Consider the following 19,731-nt stretch of genomic DNA (forward strand, 5'->3'; position numbering starts at 1 on the left):
ACCAAAATTTTCAGAAAAAGTTTATTTCTTGGGAAAGCGCAAATTTTGACAATAATCGTCAGTGAAATGATAAAGGTGAGGTGATTGTATGGAACAGTCGATGCGAAAGAAAAATAATAATCAAATTAACATTGTGCTAAATCACCGAAAGAAAGTTTCTGTTTCTTCGCCAGAACAAAAGCCAAATCTTTCAAACGAAACTGTTACAAAACATGAAATGTTACAACGGATTGAAGAAGAAATGAGCAAGCTTGTTGGAATGCAGGAAATAAAAAAAATTATAAAGGAAATTTATGCATGGATTTATGTAAATAAAAAACGGCAAGAAATGGGGTTGAAATCAGAGAAACAAGTCCTTCATATGTTATTTAAAGGTAATCCAGGAACGGGGAAAACAACTGTTGCTAGAATGATTGGGAAATTATTGTTTGAAATGAATGTTTTATCAAAAGGGCATTTAGTTGAAGCGGAACGGGCGGACTTAGTTGGTGAATATATTGGGCATACTGCACAAAAAACACGTGATCTTATTCGGAAAGCAATGGGCGGGATTTTGTTTATTGATGAAGCCTATTCGCTTGCGCGTGGCGGTGAAAAAGATTTTGGAAAAGAAGCGATTGATACGCTCGTTAAACATATGGAAGATAAGCAGCATGCTTTTGTACTTATTTTAGCAGGGTACTCACGTGAGATGAACCATTTTCTATCACTAAATCCGGGGCTACAATCCCGTTTCCCCTTCATTATTGAATTTTCTGATTACACGGTCAATCAATTATTAGAAATCGGAAAACGTATGTACGATGAACGGGAGTATCAATTATCAAAAGAGGCAGAGTGGAATCTTCGTGATCATTTAAATGCGGTAAAATATTCATCGCATATTACTTCTTTTAGCAACGGGCGTTATGTTCGTAATATTGTGGAAAAGTCCATTCGTACACAAGCAATGAGATTACTTCAGGAAGAAGCGTATGATAAATATGATTTAATTTCGATTTCAAGTAGTGATTTAACACTTGAAGAAGAAATACACGGTTTATAAAGTGAAATTTTTACTGCTTAAAAGTAGCAGGATAAATTGCTTAAAATAAAACACGAAGCGTAACGCTTCGTGTTTTATTTTGTATTCTTTGTTTTTGCGCGTTGTTCTAATTTACTTTTTGGGCTTTGATCTGCTACATCTGATGCAATTCCTTGTGGGTTAACGCTACTGTGTTGTCCTCGGTTGCTTTTGTTATTTCCTTTTGCCATCTTATATCACTCCTATTCTTCTTTGACTTTTTGTTGGTACTCTCTATGATATTTCTCCATTTTTTTGCTTTTTTCGTAAGCTGAATTTAAATCATGTCCAGATTGATCTACGGAACTTCTTTGTGCACCTTTATTTACGTGTTTTGTCATTTATCTCACCTCTCTTTAAGAAATAGTATTTACGGATAGGTACAAAAAACATGCAATAAAGTACAACTTCTATTAGTGGCATTTTTTTGTCACTATTGATGGTCAGCACTTTTAATTAAGATTTCATCTCTGGTTAGAGCAAAGGCGAATAGAAAAACCCTTTACAGAAGTAAAGGGTTGATTTGTTATTTATCCCGCATTAACGGGCAGTAAGACCTCCACCTTAAGGGTCAAAGAAAATAAAGAAGACAGGTGGAGATAACTTCTGATATGTGCCTGATTGGTTCAATTAATGATTAGTGTTAAATGGAATATTATCCCAACTGATTAAAGTTTCACTTTATCATTGAAATGTTCTATCTTTTCTACACTGCGATGTGGCAGATGCCATTTGTAATGAATAGAAATCATACGGAAACATACGATAAGAACGAATAAAGCGTATAATGCCCAGTCACTCGTAACGATTTTAGCTCCAATTAAAAAACCAGCTAAAATCGTCCAAAATGCATAAACCTCAGCTCGTAGTACGAGCGGTTTACGACGTGCCAATAAATCACGGATAATACCGCCGCCAATTCCTGTTAACACAGCTGCAACAATCGTTGCACTGATTGGTAAGTTTAGTTTTTGTGCATATAATGCACCTTGAATTGCGAAAGCGGATAAACCGATTGCATCAGTGATATTTTCCCAGCGTTTCCAATGTTTGATAAGTTTATTCGGGAATAAAAATATAATAGTCATTGATAAAATTGCAATTTCAAATAACATATCTTGTTTCCAAAACGCATCAATTGGATAACCGATTAATAAATTACGCAGTGCTCCTCCCCCGAATGCAGTTGCCATTCCTAAAATATAAACCCCAAAAATATCGTATTCTTCTTCCATCGCGATGATTGCTCCGCTTAAAGCGAAGGCAATTGTACCAACGATGCTAAATAAATCCCATGCCATGAAATTCTCCCTCACTAACTAGATGAAATGTTCTTACTCTGCTATTATATTAGAAGGTTTAATTTTCGAAAAGGATGAGTGAGCATATTTGATAGAAGAAAAAGAAAAAGTGATACTAGTTGGCTGTCAATTGCCGCAAGATGATGATGAACGTTTTGAACACTCGATGGAAGAATTAGCATCATTGGCGAAAACAGCACAAGCAGAAGTGTTGGTTTCAACGATGCAAAAGCGTTCTAAGTTTCATCCGGCAACGTATGTTGGGAAGGGGAAGTTAGAAGAACTTTCTCTGCTTGCAGAAGAACTAGAACCAGATGTTGTTATTTTTAATAATGAATTAACACCGAGCCAAATTCGAAATTTATCAGCACAGTTAGATGCGAGAGTCATTGATCGTACACAGCTTATATTAGATATTTTTGCTCAGCGCGCGAAATCAAGAGAAGGTAAATTACAAGTGGAACTTGCGCAGCTTCAATATGCGTTGCCTCGTCTTGTGGGACAAGGACAAGCTTTATCTCGTCTTGGTGGCGGTATTGGTACAAGAGGTCCAGGGGAAACGAAGTTAGAAACGGATCGTCGTCATATTCGTTCTCGTATCGATGAGATTAAAAGGCAGCTTTCTGGTGTGGTAGAGCACCGCAAGAGATATCGTGAACGTCGTAAAGAAAATCAAGTCTTTCAGGTTTCTTTAGTTGGATACACAAACGCTGGGAAATCTACGTTGTTTAACAGATTAACGGCGGCTGATACATTCGAGGAAGATTTATTGTTTGCAACACTTGATCCGACGACGCGTAAAATGCAGTTGCCGTGTGGATATACAGTCTTATTAACAGATACAGTTGGATTTATTCAAGATTTACCAACATCGTTAGTTGCAGCGTTTCGTTCCACGCTAGAAGAAGTAAATGAAGCAGATGTTATTTTGCATGTTATTGATTCAGCTGATTCAAATTACATCGGGCATGAGGAGACAGTGAAAAAATTACTGCAAGATCTTGAGTTTGACCACATTCCAATAATTACAGTGTACAATAAAAAAGATAAGTTACATCCGAACTTCATCCCATTCCCAAAGAATGATTTTATTATGACGAGTGCTTTTGATGCGGCGGATTTAGAGAAATTAAAAAAAGTTGTAGAAATAGAAATGATGAAGCGGATGGATTCATATGAATTAATGATTCCGGTAAGTGAAGGCAGATTGTTGACGCTTTTAAGAACAGAAACAGTATTAACAGAAATGACGTTTCAAGAGGAGAAGCAAGTATACGAATGTACAGGGTATATTTTTGCTCATTCTCCGCTAAACGGACAAATCAATAGATATTCAGCAAGAAAAGGAGAAGAGAAAGAAGATGTTTAATCGATTGAAGAATGGGGAAAAGATTGCTCCAATTGTAAAAGAAGTTGAAATGCAAATTGCAGACATACATAGACGCATTGATGAAGTAATTGAAAGTAATCAATTTCGTGTGTTAGAAAGTTTTCGTAGTCATAAAATTAGTGACTCACACTTTATTCCGACAACAGGGTACGGCTATGATGATATCGGTCGTGATACGTTAGAAAAAGTGTATGCTGATGTGTTCGGGGCAGAAGCAGGTCTTGTACGACCGCAAATTATTTCTGGAACTCACGCAATCTCTACAGCGTTGTTTGGGATTTTACGCCCTGGTGACGAATTGTTATATATAACTGGGAAGCCGTATGATACATTAGAAGAAATTGTTGGTGTTCGCGGGAAAGGTGTTGGCTCATTTAAAGAGTATAACATCGGTTACCAGGCGGTTGATTTAACAGAAGAGGGCCGTGTTGATTTTGCTGCAGTGCAAGCGGCGATTCATGAAAATACAAAAATGATTGGTATTCAGCGTTCGAAGGGATATGCAACTCGCCCGTCATTTACAATTGCCGAAATTAAAGAAATGATTGCATTTGTAAAAGAAATTAAGCCGGATGTCGTTGTGTTCGTTGACAACTGTTACGGAGAATTTGTAGAAGAGCTTGAACCGTGTCATGTCGGAGCAGATTTAATGGCGGGTTCACTTATTAAAAATCCAGGTGGCGGCATCGTGAAAACGGGCGGTTATATTGTTGGGAAAGAGCAATATGTAGAAGCATGTGCATATCGTTTAACATCTCCAGGTATCGGCGCAGAAGCTGGTGCATCTTTATATAGTTTGCAAGAGATGTATCAAGGATTTTTCTTAGCGCCTCATGTTGCTGGTCAAGCATTAAAAGGTGCAATCTTTACAGCGGCCTTTTTAGAACAGCTTGGTATGAATACATCGCCAACTTGGAATGCACCGCGAACAGATTTAATACAATCTGTTCAATTTGATGATAAAGAACGCATGATTGCATTTTGCCAAGCAATTCAATATGCTTCACCAATCAATTCGCATTTTACGCCGTATCCGAATTATATGCCTGGATATGAAGATGATGTGATTATGGCTGCAGGTACATTTATTCAAGGTGCCAGTATTGAATTATCAGCAGATGGTCCAATTCGTCCGCCTTATGTTGCGTATGTACAGGGGGCTTAACGTATTCGCATGTGAAGATTGCGATTTGTTCTGCTATTGATGCGCTTATTGAAAAAAATCTATTAGTAATTTCTTAAATGAAAGCTGCCAATTTTGGTAGCTTTTTTGTATATAAGTAGGTAATTGAGACATTTTAATAAGTGTGAAAAAATTTTTAAAAAATCATGTAAGAAAAACTAACATCTGTTGACAGGATACATAACATGATATAAAATGAGAATCAAGTTAAGGCGAAGGAGGAACTGAAGTGACACAACATGATCGACGTTCTGCCCCGCTGTTTCCAATAAGTATAGTTATGGATTTAACACAATTATCTGCGCGTCAAATTCGTTATTATGAAGAACATAAATTGATTTCCCCAACCCGTACAAAAGGAAATCGTAGATTATTTTCATTTAACGACGTAGATAAATTGTTAGAGATTAAAGATTTGTTAGATCAAGGTTTAAACATGGCTGGTATTAAGCAAGTACTACAAATGAAGGAAAATCAATCAGAAGTAATACAAGTAAGAGAAGAAGTGAAAGAAATTTCGAAATCTGAGCTTCGTAAAATTCTTCGAGATGAACTGCAACATACAGGCAGATTTAATCGAACGTCTTTACGACAAGGTGATATTTCAAGGTTTTTTCATTAATGATTGATAATTTCGAAAATGTTTAGAGGGACTAAGGAGGAATTTAAAATGGCAAAGTACACAAAAGAAGATATTTTCCGCTTGGCGAAAGAAGAGAATGTAAAGTATATCCGTCTACAATTTACGGATCTTTTAGGAAGTATTAAAAACGTAGAAATTCCAGTTAGTCAGTTAACAAAAGCTCTAGATAACAAAATGATGTTTGACGGATCGTCTATTGAAGGATTTGTTCGTATTGAAGAATCTGACATGTACTTATATCCAGACCTAGATACATGGGTAGTATTCCCATGGACTGCTGAAAAAGGAAAAGTAGCGCGACTAATTTGTGACATTTACAATGCAGATGGTACACCGTTTGATGGTGATCCACGTAACAACTTAAAACGTATGCTAAAAGAGATGGAAGAATTAGGATTTACTGATTTCAATCTTGGACCAGAACCAGAATTCTTCTTATTCAAAGTTGATGAAAAAGGAAATCCAACATTAGAATTAAATGATAACGGTGGATACTTCGACCTTGCACCGATGGATTTAGGAGAAAACTGCCGTCGTGATATCGTTCTTGAACTTGAAGAAATGGGCTTTGAAATCGAAGCATCTCACCATGAAGTTGCACCAGGACAACACGAAATTGACTTCAAATATGCAAGTGCAATTAAAGCGTGTGACGATATCCAAACATTTAAACTTGTTGTAAAAACAATCGCGCGTAAACATGGTTTACACGCAACATTCATGCCGAAACCGCTATTTGGTGTAAACGGCTCTGGTATGCACTGTAACTTATCACTATTCAAAAATGGTGAGAACGTATTCTATGATCAAAACGGTGATTTACAATTAAGCGACGATGCTCGTCACTTCATCGCAGGTATTTTGAAACACGCATCAAGCTTTACAGCGGTAACAAACCCAACTGTAAACTCTTATAAACGTTTAGTACCTGGATATGAAGCACCTTGTTACGTAGCATGGTCTGCGCAAAACCGCAGCCCATTAATCCGTATCCCTGCATCTCGCGGTGTAAGTACACGTGTAGAAGTACGTAGCGTTGATCCAGCTGCAAACGCATATTTAGCAATGGCTGTATTATTAGCAGCAGGTCTTGATGGAATTAAAAATAAACTAGCGGTACCACCTGCAGTAGATCGCAATATTTATGTGATGACACCAGAAGAACGTGAACAAGCAGGTATCATTGACTTACCAGCTACATTAGCACAAGCACTAAATGAATTAAAATCAAATGAAATTATTTGCGGTGCATTAGGTGAACATTTACTTGAGCATTTCATCGAAGCAAAAGAAATTGAGTGGGATATGTTCCGCACACAAGTTCACCAATGGGAACGCGATCAATATATGACTCTTTACTAAGAGTTTCAAACCCTTGACACATAACGTGTTGAGGTTTTTTTTGTTTTTATAACTGCCTTAATCAAAAATAGAAAGATTCTTTGGGACATCTTCATCATAAATTGTCTTTTGTAGACCCTACATCGTAGTACAGTTTGAACTATAACAAAAGGCCTTGAATTTATATCTAAATTAGAAAATATTCATTTAGTAGAAAGAGTAATTCTATTATACCTTTCGAGAGGACTCCCACCTCTAAACGTATGTGAAGGTGGCGAGGTGAATCGAAAAAGTGTATCTTATTTTCAGAAATTATAGAAACGTATGTTCCTTCTTGGTATAATCTTCTTAAGAAGGAGGTGAAAAGATGAAAAAGAATCAGGAACAACAATTCAACTATCAAACATTTCAAATTTGGATTAAAAAAGGACATCGTATGTATGCTTACTTTCAAGAATCTTGTCAGAATGCCAAGAATATGTACAATACGACCAACTTTTATATACGTCAGGTGTATACAGGACTGACACAAGAAAAAGAGTTACAGCCCCTACAAAAAGAAGTGTTGGATATTATAGATCAATATATCGAAAAGATGAATGATACGCAGCTTCTTGCCTATCGAAAGAAATTAGCAAAAGAGAAGATGAAACCGAAAGAAAAACAGAAAGAAATCAAATGCAATTTGTTTTCCAAACCTACGAAAGAAAATCCTCATGTAGATTATTATTTTCTAGATGCCTTGTTTAAAGCTATGCTTCAAAAAGATTATCGTTCTTTACCTGCACAATCCAGTCAATCCATCATGAAAACTGTATTTCAAAACTGGCATTCCTTTTTTGCAAGCTTACGAGATTATCAACAAAATCCAAACAAATATACAGGAAAACCGAGAATTCCTAAATATATTCGTTCTGTGGAAAAAGAGGTGCTGTATACAAACCAAGACTGTGTCATTAAACATCATACCTTTTTAAAATTTCCAAAGACAAAATGCCAATTAAATATTGGGAAATTAGGTTGTGCCAAAGGCAAACTGAAACAAGTTCGTGTGATTCCTAAATATCATGCATATGTAGTGGAATTGGTGGTAGATGCTCCTTCCAAAATACCATCCGTTGAAGAGAATGGACGTTATATGGGAATTGATTTAGGCATTGATAACCTTGCAACTATTGTCACAAACACAGGTATGAAACCTGTTCTTGTGAAGGGCAAGCAGATCAAAAGCATCAATCAATTCTACAACAAATTAAAGAGTGATTTTACAAGTATTCTTCGACAAGGGAAACAAACAAACGAAGGACCTTATACTTCGAAAAGATTAGAAAAACTTCATCAAAAACGTTATTTGAAAATCAAAGATCTTTTTCATAAGGCAAGTCATGAGATTGTAAAACGAGCACAGGAAGAAAGAATTTGCAAAATCGTAGTTGGTCAGAACAAAAATTGGAAACAAGAAAAGGATATGGGAAAGAAACAGAACCAAACGTTTTGTCATATCCCACACAGTGTATTGATTCGAATGATTACATATAAAGCAAAAAAAGTAGGTATCGAAGTGATTGTAATCGAAGAATCGTATACATCCAAAGCAAGTTTTTGGAGCTTGACTTCATTCCAACGTATAGAACAAATGACAAGCATGCAACTTTTTCAGGAAAACGAATCAAGCGTGGTATGTATCGTTCTGCGAAGGGAATCTGCATTAATGCAGACGTAAACGCTGTGGCTAATATTTTACGAAAAGCATTCCCGAATGCATGGACAAACGGGATAGAGGGGTTAGGTGTGAAACAGCTCACCAGTGTGTTAACTCCACTAACGTTAATCCTCCGTTAGGTCGAAACGTTAGAAACCCCCACTTCCAGCTCCGCTAAGTGGGGAGTATTCATTAGCTCCATAATGTATAAATTTTTGATGATTCATCTTATTTATCCTGTTATTCACAGACAGTGAGATCCCGCCTCAAGATTCTGAGAAAACAAAACAGATAGATGGGAGATAATTACCTGTAAGAGCCTGACTGATGAGAACTTTTCCTGAGTCGGGATGAAAACAATCTCCTACTGACGGAAGTTTTACTTTATATTGCTAATTTAATGTTTTTAAAAACTTTACAAAAAATCTATATTTGTAGAGGGTAAATACAGAGGATTATTAGAAGATTTAGGAGAAGAATTAGGTAGGAAATAAAGTTTCTCAACTTTTCGGTAAAAAATGGTAGGATAATAAAATAGAAAATGATATATTATGAGGAGAAAAGAAAGAATTTGCAGAATAATTTATATTGACTTGTTCTATATAAAGAACTAAAATCTATTTTAAATAGAACATATTGTGTTTCATTCGATGAAGTGATGTTCTTGTGTATGAAAAGTTTTTCAACATTTTTCTAAAATATCTGAATAAAAATGTTTTTATAGGGTGGAGTAGTTTGGATATTCTAAAATCGATAAGTAGTGCTTAGTATATTTATAAAAAAATTTTGCGGGGGAAACTATGGAGAAGGAAATAAACCTTAAAAATTTATTTGCTGTTATAAGAAGACGACTATGGATTATGGTTGTACTTACACTCACCATTACATTGGTAGGAGCAGCTTACAGTATTTTCTTTAAAACCCCATTATACGCATCTTCTGCAAGAATACTCATTCCAGCAAATAATGACACTGTGAACACGCTTAAAGTAATGATAAATGAACCAGTTGTGATGGAGAAAGTAGCTGCGGAATTGAACATTAACAGATCGGCAAGCGCGTTGAGTGGACAAATAAGTACTGAAAGTGTACAAAACTCGCAAATAGTAAAAATTACTGTGGTTGATACGGATTCCAAACTTGCAGCTAAAATTGCGAATTCTACAGCAGCTGTTTATAAACAAGAGGCTGCAAGTATATTAAATTTTAATAACGTTAGCATCTTATCTGAAGCAACAGCATTGAAAAATTCTGTACCAATAAACATAAATCATACCAATACGATAATGATTGCCTTCTTTGTTGGTTTGGTATTAAGTATCGGCTTCATTTTTTTACTAGATTCTTTGGATGATAGGATTAAATCGGAGCGAGCTATCGAAAAATTATTAGATATCCCTACTTTAGGAAGTATTTCTAAAATGAATAAGAAAAACATAGTAGACAAATATAGCAAAAAAGGATCTGTATCCTTATTAAGGGGGAGCAAGAATTGGTTTACAAAAGTAGAAGAAAAAGAGACAACATCAAGGAAGAAAGCCTAGTTACTTATGCTGCGCCCAATTCCAAAATTGCTGAAGATTATCGTACGATTCGTACGAATCTTCAGTTTTCATCTTTTGCCACTAAGGATAAGACCATCGTTATTACCTCTCCAAGATTTGGCGAAGGAAAATCAACTATTACGGCTAATCTTGCTGTGTCCATAGCTCAACAAGGTGAAAAAGTATTGGTAATTGATGCTGATTTACGGAAGCCAACAATACATAAAATATTCCAGCTTGAAAACACGATTGGACTGACAAATGTCTTGAGTGGCAAAACAACAATGGAAGGGGCTGTAGTGCAAACAGGAATTGGAAGGCTCTGTGTGCTAACAAGCGGTCCAGTACCGTTTAATCCAGCTGAGCTGCTTAGTTCAGCAGCAATGGAGACTTTAATTCAAAAAGCAATGGAGCAATATGACATCATATTATTTGACTCTCCGCCAATTTTAGAAGTAACAGATACCAGCATTTTAGCTGGCCGGAGTGACGGGGTAGTATTAGTAATAGGATATAATCATACTGTGAATGAGGATGCAGTGGAATCTAAAAGAATATTAGGATTCGCAAGAGGAAAATTAGTGGGGACTATTTTAAACAATAAGGTATAAGGATTATTTCGGACTATTCCGTTCTTTATAAAGAACATAAATGTTATTTATAAAAGGAATGTGGTAATGTCTCCTTACCAGTATCAATGGAGGCACTCGATCATGCTGTGGGTTGGATAAACCTTAGATGCTAGTCATCAAGAGTGTGATGTGAGGGCGGGTTAGATGCCCGAATTTTATTAGATTAAAGCTTTTAGCTATGAGTTTTTGAAAAGACCTCGTAGTTAAAAGCTTTAATTTTTTTAAAAGTAATGATTGAAAACGGGGGAAGGTTTATGACATATCAGCAGAGGCTATCGTTATTGCTTTTAGTGGATTCGTTCATTGTATTAAGTGCAATTTTCTTTAGTTATTTTTTTGTAAATGCCAGTTTCCATGTTATTACATTATCGTCAGTAATTAGTTCTATAACTTTACTACTTAGCCATCATTTTTTTGCGTTCATTTACAAGTTGTATAAAAAGGCATGGGAATATGCAAGTATAGGGGAATTATTAATTATTTTTAAAGCTATTACATTTTCTATTATCACTACAGCTTTTGTGCAACAAGTAATGATACATAAGATTTACTTTCGTTTGCTTGTTGTAACTTGGATGATGCATATTTTATTAATTGGCGGATCACGTTTTGTTTGGCGGATGTATAGAGATGCGTATTTTAAAAAGGATGATACAAAAAAGAGAACCTTAATTATTGGCGCTGGTTCTGCAGGAACAATGATAACAAGACAATTGTTAAAGAACAATGATACAGAATTATTACCCGTTGCATTTATTGATGATAATGTGAAAAAACATAATCTTGATATTCTAGGGATTCCAGTAATCGGTGGAGTGAATCAAATTGAGCGTGCTGTTCAAGAGCTAAATATCGAGAGTATTATAATAGCAATTCCTTCGCTAAGTAAAAAAAGCTTGAACTCCATTTTTAAAGAGTGTTCAAAGACGAAAGCGAAAACTCAAATTCTTCCTATGCTAGAAGATTTAGTAACAGGAAAAGTTTCAGTTAATGAATTCCGTGATGTTCAAGTAGAGGATTTGCTAGGACGAGATCCGGTTGAATTAGATATGAATAGCATTTCAGAATACATAACCGACAAAGTTATTTTAGTGACTGGTGCCGGTGGTTCAATCGGTTCAGAAATTTGTAGACAAGTTGCAAAATTTAATCCAAAGCAATTAATTTTATTAGGCCATGGCGAAAACAGTATTTACTCCATTGAAATGGAATTGAAAGAGTTATATGGTAACGCGAAGATTACATTTATTTCAGAAATTGCAGATATACAAGATAATAAGAAGATGATGTCGGTGATGAAGAAATATCGTCCGCATGTTGTCTATCATGCTGCTGCCCATAAACATGTACCGTTAATGGAACATAATCCAGAAGAAGCTGTAAAAAACAATTTAATTGGCACGATGAATATTGCAGAAGCAGCAAGCTGGCATGATGTAGAGACGTTTGTCATGATTTCTTCTGATAAAGCAGTGAATCCAACTAGTGTCATGGGAGCAACGAAAAGGCTGGCTGAAATGATTATTCAACAGAAAGATAAAACGAGCCGTACAAAGTTTGTTGCTGTTCGTTTTGGCAATGTATTAGGAAGTCGAGGCAGTGTAATTCCGCTATTTAAAAAACAAATTCAAAAAGGCGGACCAGTTACAGTTACTCATCCAGATATGGTTCGTTACTTCATGACTATTCCAGAAGCATCAAGGCTTGTTATACAAGCTGGAGCTTTAGCTAAGGGCGGAGAAATTTTTGTATTAGATATGGGAGAACCAGTAAAAATTGTCGATCTTGCCAAAAATTTAATCAAACTATCAGGAAACTCTATTGAAGAAATTGAAATAGAATTTACTGGAATGAGGCCAGGGGAAAAACTTTTTGAAGAGTTGTTAAAAGATGATGAAATCAATGAACAACAAATTTATCCGAGAATTTATGTAGGAAAGGAAACTAATATTTATATAGAAGAAATTGAAAAAGTCATTTCTACTTACTCTGAATGGGATAAAGAGGAATTGCGAACAAAGCTACTATATTTAGCTAATAATCATGATATCTCAAAAATACCAATATCTATCTCTGGTTAAATGACTGTGAAAACTGTACCTTAATTGAAAATATAGTTGAATGGGTGTGTGATCTAAGTGTCTAAGAAAGTGTTGTTTTGTGCAACAGTAGACTATCATTTCAAAGCATTTCATTTGCCATATATGAAATGGTTTACAGAGCAGGGCTGGGAGGTACATGTTGCTGCAAACGGCAATATAGAGCTTCCGTATGTAGATGAAAAATATGACATTCCTATCCAAAGATCACCTTTTAAACTCCAAAACTTTCATGCATACAAGGAGCTTGCATCAATCATCAATAAAAATAAGTACAGCATCATTCATTGTCATACACCTATGGGAGGAGTACTTGCCCGCTTAGCTGCAAGAAAAGCGAGAAAACAAGGAACAAAAGTCATATATACAGCACATGGATTTCATTTTTGTAAGGGTGCCCCGCTCATAAACTGGCTTGTATATTATCCAATTGAAAAAGGACTAGCTCCTTATACAGATTGTCTCATAACAATCAATAAAGAAGATTACAATCTTGCCGTGGATCATCGCTTTAAAGCAATGTGCATTGAGCACGTTCATGGGGTAGGGGTCGATATAGAGCAATTTAGACCGGTAAAAGAAGTGCATAAACGCAATATGAAGATGCAACTTGGTTATAAGCCAGACGATTTTTTAATGTTTTATGCTGCAGAATTTAACAAAAATAAAAATCAGCAATTGTTGATTCATTCGTTAGCTTTAATAAAAAATGAAGTTCCAAATGCAAAGCTTTTACTTGCAGGGAATGGCCTATTAATGGAAAGTTGTAAGACACTAGCTGTTCAGTTAGGAGTTGCCGAGATGGTTCATTTCCTCGGTTATCGAACTGATATTGCTTCATTATTACCAATGTGTGATCTTGCTGTTGCATCTAGTCTGCGTGAAGGTTTACCAGTTAATATTATGGAGGCCATGGCTTGCGGCCTTCCAGTTATAGCTACTGATAATAGAGGACATAGGGAACTTATTCTCAATAATGAAAATGGTTGGATCATAAGTCATAACAATCTAGATGAGATGTCCGATAAGATAAAATACCTTGCTCAAAATCCCAATTTGAGTATTCAGTTTGGGAATACCGGGCGTATTATGATTGAAAATAAATATGCCATTAATGAAGTGTTAGAAGAAAAGAAAGACCTTTATGCTATGTTCACAGGTGAAACGGAGGAGTTAAAGTGGGCTGTCCATTAAGGATATTACACGTAGTTGTGAATATGAATCGAGGCGGTGCTGAAACTCTAATTATGAATTTATATCGAAATTTAGATCGATCTAAAGTTCAATTCGATTTTCTGACCTGTAAAGAAGGCGTGTTCGATGAAGAAATAGTAGAGCTGGGCGGAAAAGTCCATAGAATTCCATATATTACAGATGTGGGGCATACGGGATACATGAAAGCTTTAGACACCTTCTTTGTATCTCATCAAGAATATAGGATTGTGCACTCGCACATGGATAAAATGAGTGGGTTTGTACTTCGTTCAGCCAGAAAAGCAAGTATACCAATTCGAATTGCTCACAGTCATAATACGAGCAGCGAGGGTGGTATTGCAGCCAAAATGTATAAATGGTACGGAGGGAAATTTATTTTATCATGTGCAACACATTTGCTAGCATGCTCAAATGCCGCTGCCCATTGGTTATTCGCAACTAAAGCAGATACAGCCAAAATCTTAAAGAATGGCATTGCATGTGATAAATTTGCGTTTTCTCCAGAAATTAGAAAAGAAGTAAGAGAGGAACTACACCTCCATCAAGATACTTTTGTAGTTGGACATGTCGGAAGATTCGCGCATCAAAAAAATCATTCTTTTCTTATAGACATATTTGCGCAATTAATCAAGTTGAAGCCGGACTCTATTCTTCTATTAGCGGGAGATGGTCCACTTCGCTTAGAGATTGAAAAAAAGTAGAAGAATTGAACTTAGGGAACAATGTAAAGTTTCTTGGGATACGAAGCGATGTAGAAAAGCTACTTCAGGCATTTGATGTGTTTGTATTCCCGTCTATTCATGAGGGATTGCCGGTTACTCTTATAGAGGCACAAGGAGCTGGATTACCTTGTATGATATCGGATGCTATTACACAGGAAGTTGATATGGGAATGAATTTAGTTGAACATTTCCCTCTGACTGACAAAAAGATATGGATAGAAAAATTAAGCAGTATATCAGTTAGAAATTTACCAAGGGATATATCAGATCAAGCATTATCTAAAAAAGGGTACGATATAAAAAATACTGCGGGATTAACGCAAGATTTTTATTTAGCAGTGTCGAGGTGAATTATTTGAAGAAGTTAACTATTTTTACCCCTACTTATAACAGGGCATACTGTCTTCACAATTGTTATGAGAGTTTGAATCGTCAAACATGCAAGAATTTTGTATGGTTAATTATAGATGATGGCTCTAATGATAGCACAAAAGAGTTGGTGAGTAGCTGGATTGCTGAAAATCGAATAGAAATAAAATATCATTGGCAACAAAACCAAGGCATGCATGGTGCTCATAATACAGCGTATGAGATGATCGACACGGAACTAAATGTATGTATTGACTCTGATGATTACATGCCGGATGATGCCGTAGAAAACATTCTTTCTTTCTGGGAGAAACATGGAAGTGATGAAGTCAGTGGCATAATTGGACTTGACTCGTACACAGATGGACGAATCATTGGTTCGAAGTTACCAGAGAATATTAAATGCTCAACACTTTTTGATCTCTATAATAAGCATGGTGTAACGGGTGATAAGAAACTTGTATATCGTACGGAATTGACGAAGAAGTATCCGTACCCAGTTTTCAAAAATGAAAAGTATGTAGGACTAGCATATAAGTATTATATGCTCGATCGGAAGTACGAGATGTTACTGATGAATGAGGTCCTTTGCTGTGTTGAATATTTGCCTGATGGATCATCAATGAACATGCTAAATCAATATCGTAGAAACCCAAAAGGCTTTGCTTTTTATCGGAAGGAGCTTATGAAATTGCCATTTGTAAGCCAAGCGTTTAAATATAGACAGGCTATTCACTATGTATCTAGCAGTCTTATATCAAAAAATAAAAGGTTTATGAGTGAGACACCGTGTAAAACTCTTACACTTTTCGCTATCCCGCTTGGGATTATGATGTATTGTTACATCGCAACAAAAACAAGAGTATCAGAAATAACATAGGATTCTAGTATTAAGTTGAAAGGAAATTACAAATGACTATACTTTGGATGAATCTTGCTATAGTATTTATATTTTCTTTTTTTGCAAGATATTTTGCTATGCATGTGACCACGGGTCCTGCATTGATAAAGCCGAATCAATTTCTGATTCTAATGGCCTCTCTATCGCTTGTGTTGGTAGCTGGGCTTCGAAATACTATCGGGGATACATACTTTTATATGCATGCGTATACTATTACTGATTTTAATTGGGAGTATATTCAAAAAAACAAAGACATGGGATTCAATATTTTTCAAATGGTTTTACAAAAGTATACAGATGATCCTCAGGTCATGGTTTTTATTACAGCATTGATAACAAATGTACTAATCGTATTCATTCTATATAAGTATTCAAGGCTAATCGATTTAAGCTTATATGTCTATATCACATCTGGGATGTACTTAACATCAATGAATGGGATTAGGCAATATTTAGCTGCAGCTATAATTTTTGCTGCCACCAAATATATCTTTGATGGTAACTGGAAAAAATACATTCTCATTGTTCTGCTTGCATCAACATTTCATCAGAGTGCGCTTGTTCTCATACCAATATATTTTTTAATTCGAAGAAAAGCTTGGTCAGCAACAACGTTTATCCTTCTTTTTTTAGCGGTACTAATCGTGATAGGGTTTAATCAATTTTCTGAATTTTTCTTTGCAGCGATAGGGGATACTCAGTATGGTTATTATAAGGATTTTCATGAAGGTGGTGCCAACATCCTTAGGGTTGCTGTTGATGCTGCACCGCTTATACTTGCGTACTTTGGTAGAGAAAGACTTAGAGAACTTTTTCCAAAGAGTGATTACATTGTAAATATGGCATTATTGGGTGTAGTTTTTATGCTTATTTCAACACAAAACTGGATTTTTGCAAGGTTTGCTATTTATTTTGGATTATACCAATTAATATTAATTTCTTGGGTTGTAAAGCTGTTTACTGAAAAGGATCAGAAGTTTGTCTATTATGCAATTCTAGTATGTTATTTTGTTTATTTTGTTTATGAGCAGGTAATCACTTTGGGGATTATTTACAAGAGTAACTTTTTTGGATAATAAAGATTCAATATATGGAATTGATTATAAGATTGGGGTGGGCTTCAATGGTTAAGACTAAAAAACCCAAGAGAGTTTTACATATTATCAGTGCTATGAATCGAGGTGGTGCTGAAACGTTGTTAATGAATATATATAGAAATATAGACAAATCACAAGTTCAATTTGATTTTGTGTCTCACAGAACTGAGAAATGTGATTATGATGAAGAAATAGCAGTATTAGGCGGTAAAGTCTATAGAATTCCAAGCCTGGGGCAAGTAGGGCCTTTTGTGTATATTAAAGAACTTACAAAGATAATGAATGATAATCGATATGTAGCTGTACATGCACATACCGATTATCAAGGTGGCTTTGCTGCGGTGGCTGCGAAAATGGCAGGTATAAAAAAAGGGTTTGTCATTCTCACAGTAATAATTGGCCTCAAGGATCTGGAATTAAAGCGAAAATTACCCTAAAGGTTTTACAATCTATTATTAAATATGCTGGAACAGATTATTGTGCGTGTAGTATTGAAGCTGCACGTTTTTTATTTGGTGAAGGAATAATTAACGATAATAGGGTAGAATTGATCAAAAATGGAATAGATATTAGCCAATTTACTGATGTGGACATAAGAGATGTTACCAGTGTGAGAAAAGAGCTTAATATACCAGATGAGGCGAAAATAATAGGTCATATTGGCCGTTTTTCAGAATCAAAGAATCATATTTTTATCCTACAAGTTCTAAAAGAAATTTTAAAGAGAGATACAAATTTTATTGCTGTTTTAGTGGGCGATGGTCCGTTAAAAAGCTCTATTGAATTGAAAGCAAAAGAACTGGGCATTTACAACAATATTAGATTTTTAGGAGTACGTATGGATATACCAAGACTTATGAAAGCATTCGATGTTTTCTTATTTCCTTCTTTATTCGAGGGTTTTGGTATTGTAACGTTAGAAGCACAATGTTCAGGTACACCTTGTGTTGTTGCAAATACGATACCTAGAGATACTGATATGGGCTTAGGGCTAATGTCATTTATTAGTTTAGAAGAAAAATTCGAGATATGGTCCGAAGAGATTTATAACGCTCTATTAAAAGAAAAACCTGAAAAACGAGAGATAATTAACAAAATATCAAAATTAGGTTTTGATATTAATAGTAATATTCCTGACTGGTTATCGTTATATGGAATAGAGTGTAAGGAATATATAAGATAATTTTGTTTCATCACTAAGTTACATAACCTAATCCTATATCTGCTAGGAAAAATAGGGAGCTATCATAAGGAATAATAGAAGTGACAATTGATTTTGTGAGGTATTTGATGATGAAAAAGAAAAAAATATTAATTTCTTCTTTTGACATGGCAATCGGTGGTGTGGAACGAAGTTTGATTGGGTTACTAAATAAAATTGATTACAGTAGATATGATGTGGATTTAATGCTGTTTAAACATGAGGGTGAATTCTTTTCTCTGTTGCCAAAGGAGCCTAATGTATTACCAGAAATTCCACAATACATGAGTTTTAGAAAGTCAATAAGTGAAATTTTACAAGATAAACAGTATAGTATCGCGTTGTCAAGAATTTTTTCTAAGATAAATGCTAATCTTATAGGGAGAATAAAAGGAACAGCAGAGCCAGGTTATTATCAAATGCAATTAATGTGGAAGTATGCTTTACCATTTCTCCCTGAATTAGATAAAGAATATGATGTAGCCATTGGTTATTTGTGGCCACATTATTTTGTTTCTGACAAAGTTAGAGCTAGGAAAAAAATAGCATGGGTTCATACAGATTATTCTATAGTAGAAACAAATGTAAATATGGACTTGAAAATGTGGAATAAATTTAATCATATTGTAGCTGTATCTGAAGCGTGCAAAAATTCGTTTTTAAAAAAATATAGTAAATTAGAAAATAAGGTTGTTGTAATAGAAAACATAACTTCTCCAGAGTTTATTAGAAAAATGGCTAATGAAAATATAGAGAACTCTATGATTAACGATAACAGATTTAAAATTATCACAGTAGCCAGGTTGTCTCATGCAAAAGGAATTGACAATGCTGTCAGAGCTTTAAGGATGTTAAAAGATAAAGGCTATGATGATATCGCTTGGTATGTTGTTGGATATGGGGGAGATGAAACGATAATCAAAGACTTGATAAAAGCTTTGAAGCTTAAGGATGATTTTATATTACTAGGAAAACAAACGAATCCATATCCATATATGCAAGAAGCTGATTTATATGTACAACCGTCTAGGTATGAAGGAAAGGCTGTTACAGTAGGTGAAGCTCAGATACTTTCAAAGCCCGTTATGATAACAAATTATGCAACTGCAAAAAGCCAAGTAAGATATGGATTTGATGGATATATTACAGAATTGTCTGTTGAGGGAATAGCGAATGGAATCGAAAAGTTGTATAAGGATACTGCTATAAGAAAAGAATTAATTAATAACTGTAGTAAAACAGATTATTCTAATAGTTATGAATTAGATAAGTTGTATGAAATGATGGGTGGCTAAAGTGAACCGATTTATTTGAAATTCGAAAATACA

14 protein-coding genes and 4 pseudogenes are annotated in these 19,731 nt (G+C 35.2%); 15 read left to right on the top strand and 3 right to left on the bottom strand.

The annotated features are described in order from the left end of the window. Nucleotides 1–88 precede the first annotated feature (88 nt). Nucleotides 89–1,045, top strand: coding sequence for a stage V sporulation protein K (gene spoVK / locus ACEWFJ_RS10085; protein WP_473691934.1), 957 nt, complete (start codon nucleotides 89–91; stop codon nucleotides 1,043–1,045). 74 nt (nucleotides 1,046–1,119) lie between these two features. Here spoVK and ACEWFJ_RS10090 read toward each other — a convergent pair whose 3' ends face one another. The 3 genes from ACEWFJ_RS10090 to ACEWFJ_RS10100 all read right to left on the bottom strand — a co-directional run bounded on the left by ACEWFJ_RS10090 (nucleotide 1,120) and on the right by ACEWFJ_RS10100 (nucleotide 2,364). Next, nucleotides 1,120–1,254 (bottom strand): hypothetical protein, encoded by a 135-nt coding sequence (locus tag ACEWFJ_RS10090; protein WP_255258187.1) that lies wholly within the window; start codon nucleotides 1,252–1,254, stop codon nucleotides 1,120–1,122. Nucleotides 1,255–1,266: 12 nt separating this feature from the next. Then, a complete protein-coding gene (locus ACEWFJ_RS10095; RefSeq protein ID WP_176524747.1) occupies nucleotides 1,267–1,404 on the bottom strand; it encodes a hypothetical protein in 138 nt (45 codons plus the stop codon). Between the two features lie 327 nt (nucleotides 1,405–1,731). After that, nucleotides 1,732–2,364 carry a trimeric intracellular cation channel family protein gene (locus ACEWFJ_RS10100; RefSeq protein WP_473691937.1) on the bottom strand — a complete coding sequence of 211 codons (633 nt, stop codon included), beginning with the start codon at nucleotides 2,362–2,364 and terminating at the stop codon, nucleotides 1,732–1,734. Nucleotides 2,365–2,455: 91 nt separating this feature from the next. On the opposite strand from ACEWFJ_RS10100, the gene hflX reads away from it, so the two are divergent. From hflX to ACEWFJ_RS10170, 14 genes and pseudogenes are all read left to right on the top strand, one after another. After that, the gene (gene hflX / locus ACEWFJ_RS10105) at nucleotides 2,456–3,733 is read left to right on the top strand and encodes a GTPase HflX (protein WP_473692425.1); all 1,278 of its coding nucleotides are present in this window, start codon (nucleotides 2,456–2,458) and stop codon (nucleotides 3,731–3,733) included. Then, nucleotides 3,726–4,996, top strand: a pseudogene (locus tag ACEWFJ_RS10110) (methionine gamma-lyase family protein). The gene hflX and the pseudogene ACEWFJ_RS10110 overlap by 8 nt, the downstream one beginning before the upstream one ends. A 221-nt stretch (nucleotides 4,997–5,217) precedes the next feature. Beyond that, nucleotides 5,218–5,559 carry a MerR family transcriptional regulator gene (locus ACEWFJ_RS10115; RefSeq protein WP_098311113.1) on the top strand — a complete coding sequence of 114 codons (342 nt, stop codon included), beginning with the start codon at nucleotides 5,218–5,220 and terminating at the stop codon, nucleotides 5,557–5,559. 48 nt (nucleotides 5,560–5,607) lie between these two features. Then, the gene (glnA, locus tag ACEWFJ_RS10120; RefSeq protein WP_429714024.1) at nucleotides 5,608–6,942 is read left to right on the top strand and encodes a type I glutamate--ammonia ligase; all 1,335 of its coding nucleotides are present in this window, start codon (nucleotides 5,608–5,610) and stop codon (nucleotides 6,940–6,942) included. Nucleotides 6,943–7,288: 346 nt separating this feature from the next. Continuing rightward, nucleotides 7,289–8,763, top strand: a pseudogene (locus tag ACEWFJ_RS10125) (RNA-guided endonuclease InsQ/TnpB family protein). Between the two features lie 660 nt (nucleotides 8,764–9,423). Next, the gene (locus ACEWFJ_RS10130; protein WP_473691940.1) at nucleotides 9,424–10,167 is read left to right on the top strand and encodes a YveK family protein; all 744 of its coding nucleotides are present in this window, start codon (nucleotides 9,424–9,426) and stop codon (nucleotides 10,165–10,167) included. Next, nucleotides 10,116–10,778, top strand: a complete 663-nt coding sequence (locus ACEWFJ_RS10135) for a CpsD/CapB family tyrosine-protein kinase (RefSeq protein WP_473691942.1) — start codon at nucleotides 10,116–10,118, stop codon at nucleotides 10,776–10,778. The genes ACEWFJ_RS10130 and ACEWFJ_RS10135 overlap by 52 nt, the downstream gene beginning before the upstream one ends. Nucleotides 10,779–11,053: 275 nt before the next feature. Then, on the top strand, nucleotides 11,054–12,880 hold the full coding sequence (locus ACEWFJ_RS10140; RefSeq protein WP_473691944.1) for a polysaccharide biosynthesis protein: 1,827 nt from the start codon (nucleotides 11,054–11,056) through the stop codon (nucleotides 12,878–12,880). Nucleotides 12,881–12,937: 57 nt separating this feature from the next. Further along, nucleotides 12,938–14,092: a glycosyltransferase family 4 protein gene (locus ACEWFJ_RS10145; protein ID WP_473691946.1), complete on the top strand. Its 1,155-nt coding sequence runs from the start codon at nucleotides 12,938–12,940 to the stop codon at nucleotides 14,090–14,092. Continuing rightward, nucleotides 14,077–15,185 (top strand): annotated as a pseudogene (locus ACEWFJ_RS10150) (glycosyltransferase family 1 protein). Before ACEWFJ_RS10145 ends, ACEWFJ_RS10150 begins: the two are co-directional and overlap by 16 nt. Nucleotides 15,186–15,190: 5 nt before the next feature. Beyond that, nucleotides 15,191–16,084 (top strand): glycosyltransferase family 2 protein, encoded by an 894-nt coding sequence (locus ACEWFJ_RS10155; protein WP_473691948.1) that lies wholly within the window; start codon nucleotides 15,191–15,193, stop codon nucleotides 16,082–16,084. A gap of 32 nt (nucleotides 16,085–16,116) precedes the next feature. Continuing rightward, nucleotides 16,117–17,181, top strand: a complete 1,065-nt coding sequence (locus ACEWFJ_RS10160; protein WP_473691950.1) for an EpsG family protein — start codon at nucleotides 16,117–16,119, stop codon at nucleotides 17,179–17,181. A 47-nt stretch (nucleotides 17,182–17,228) separates the two neighbouring features. Continuing rightward, nucleotides 17,229–18,385, top strand: a pseudogene (locus ACEWFJ_RS10165) (glycosyltransferase family 1 protein). Between the two features lie 110 nt (nucleotides 18,386–18,495). Next, on the top strand, nucleotides 18,496–19,698 hold the full coding sequence (locus ACEWFJ_RS10170; RefSeq protein WP_473692428.1) for a glycosyltransferase: 1,203 nt from the start codon (nucleotides 18,496–18,498) through the stop codon (nucleotides 19,696–19,698). Nucleotides 19,699–19,731 lie beyond the last annotated feature (33 nt).

The organism is Bacillus sp. EA-CB0995 (genome assembly GCF_055814245.1).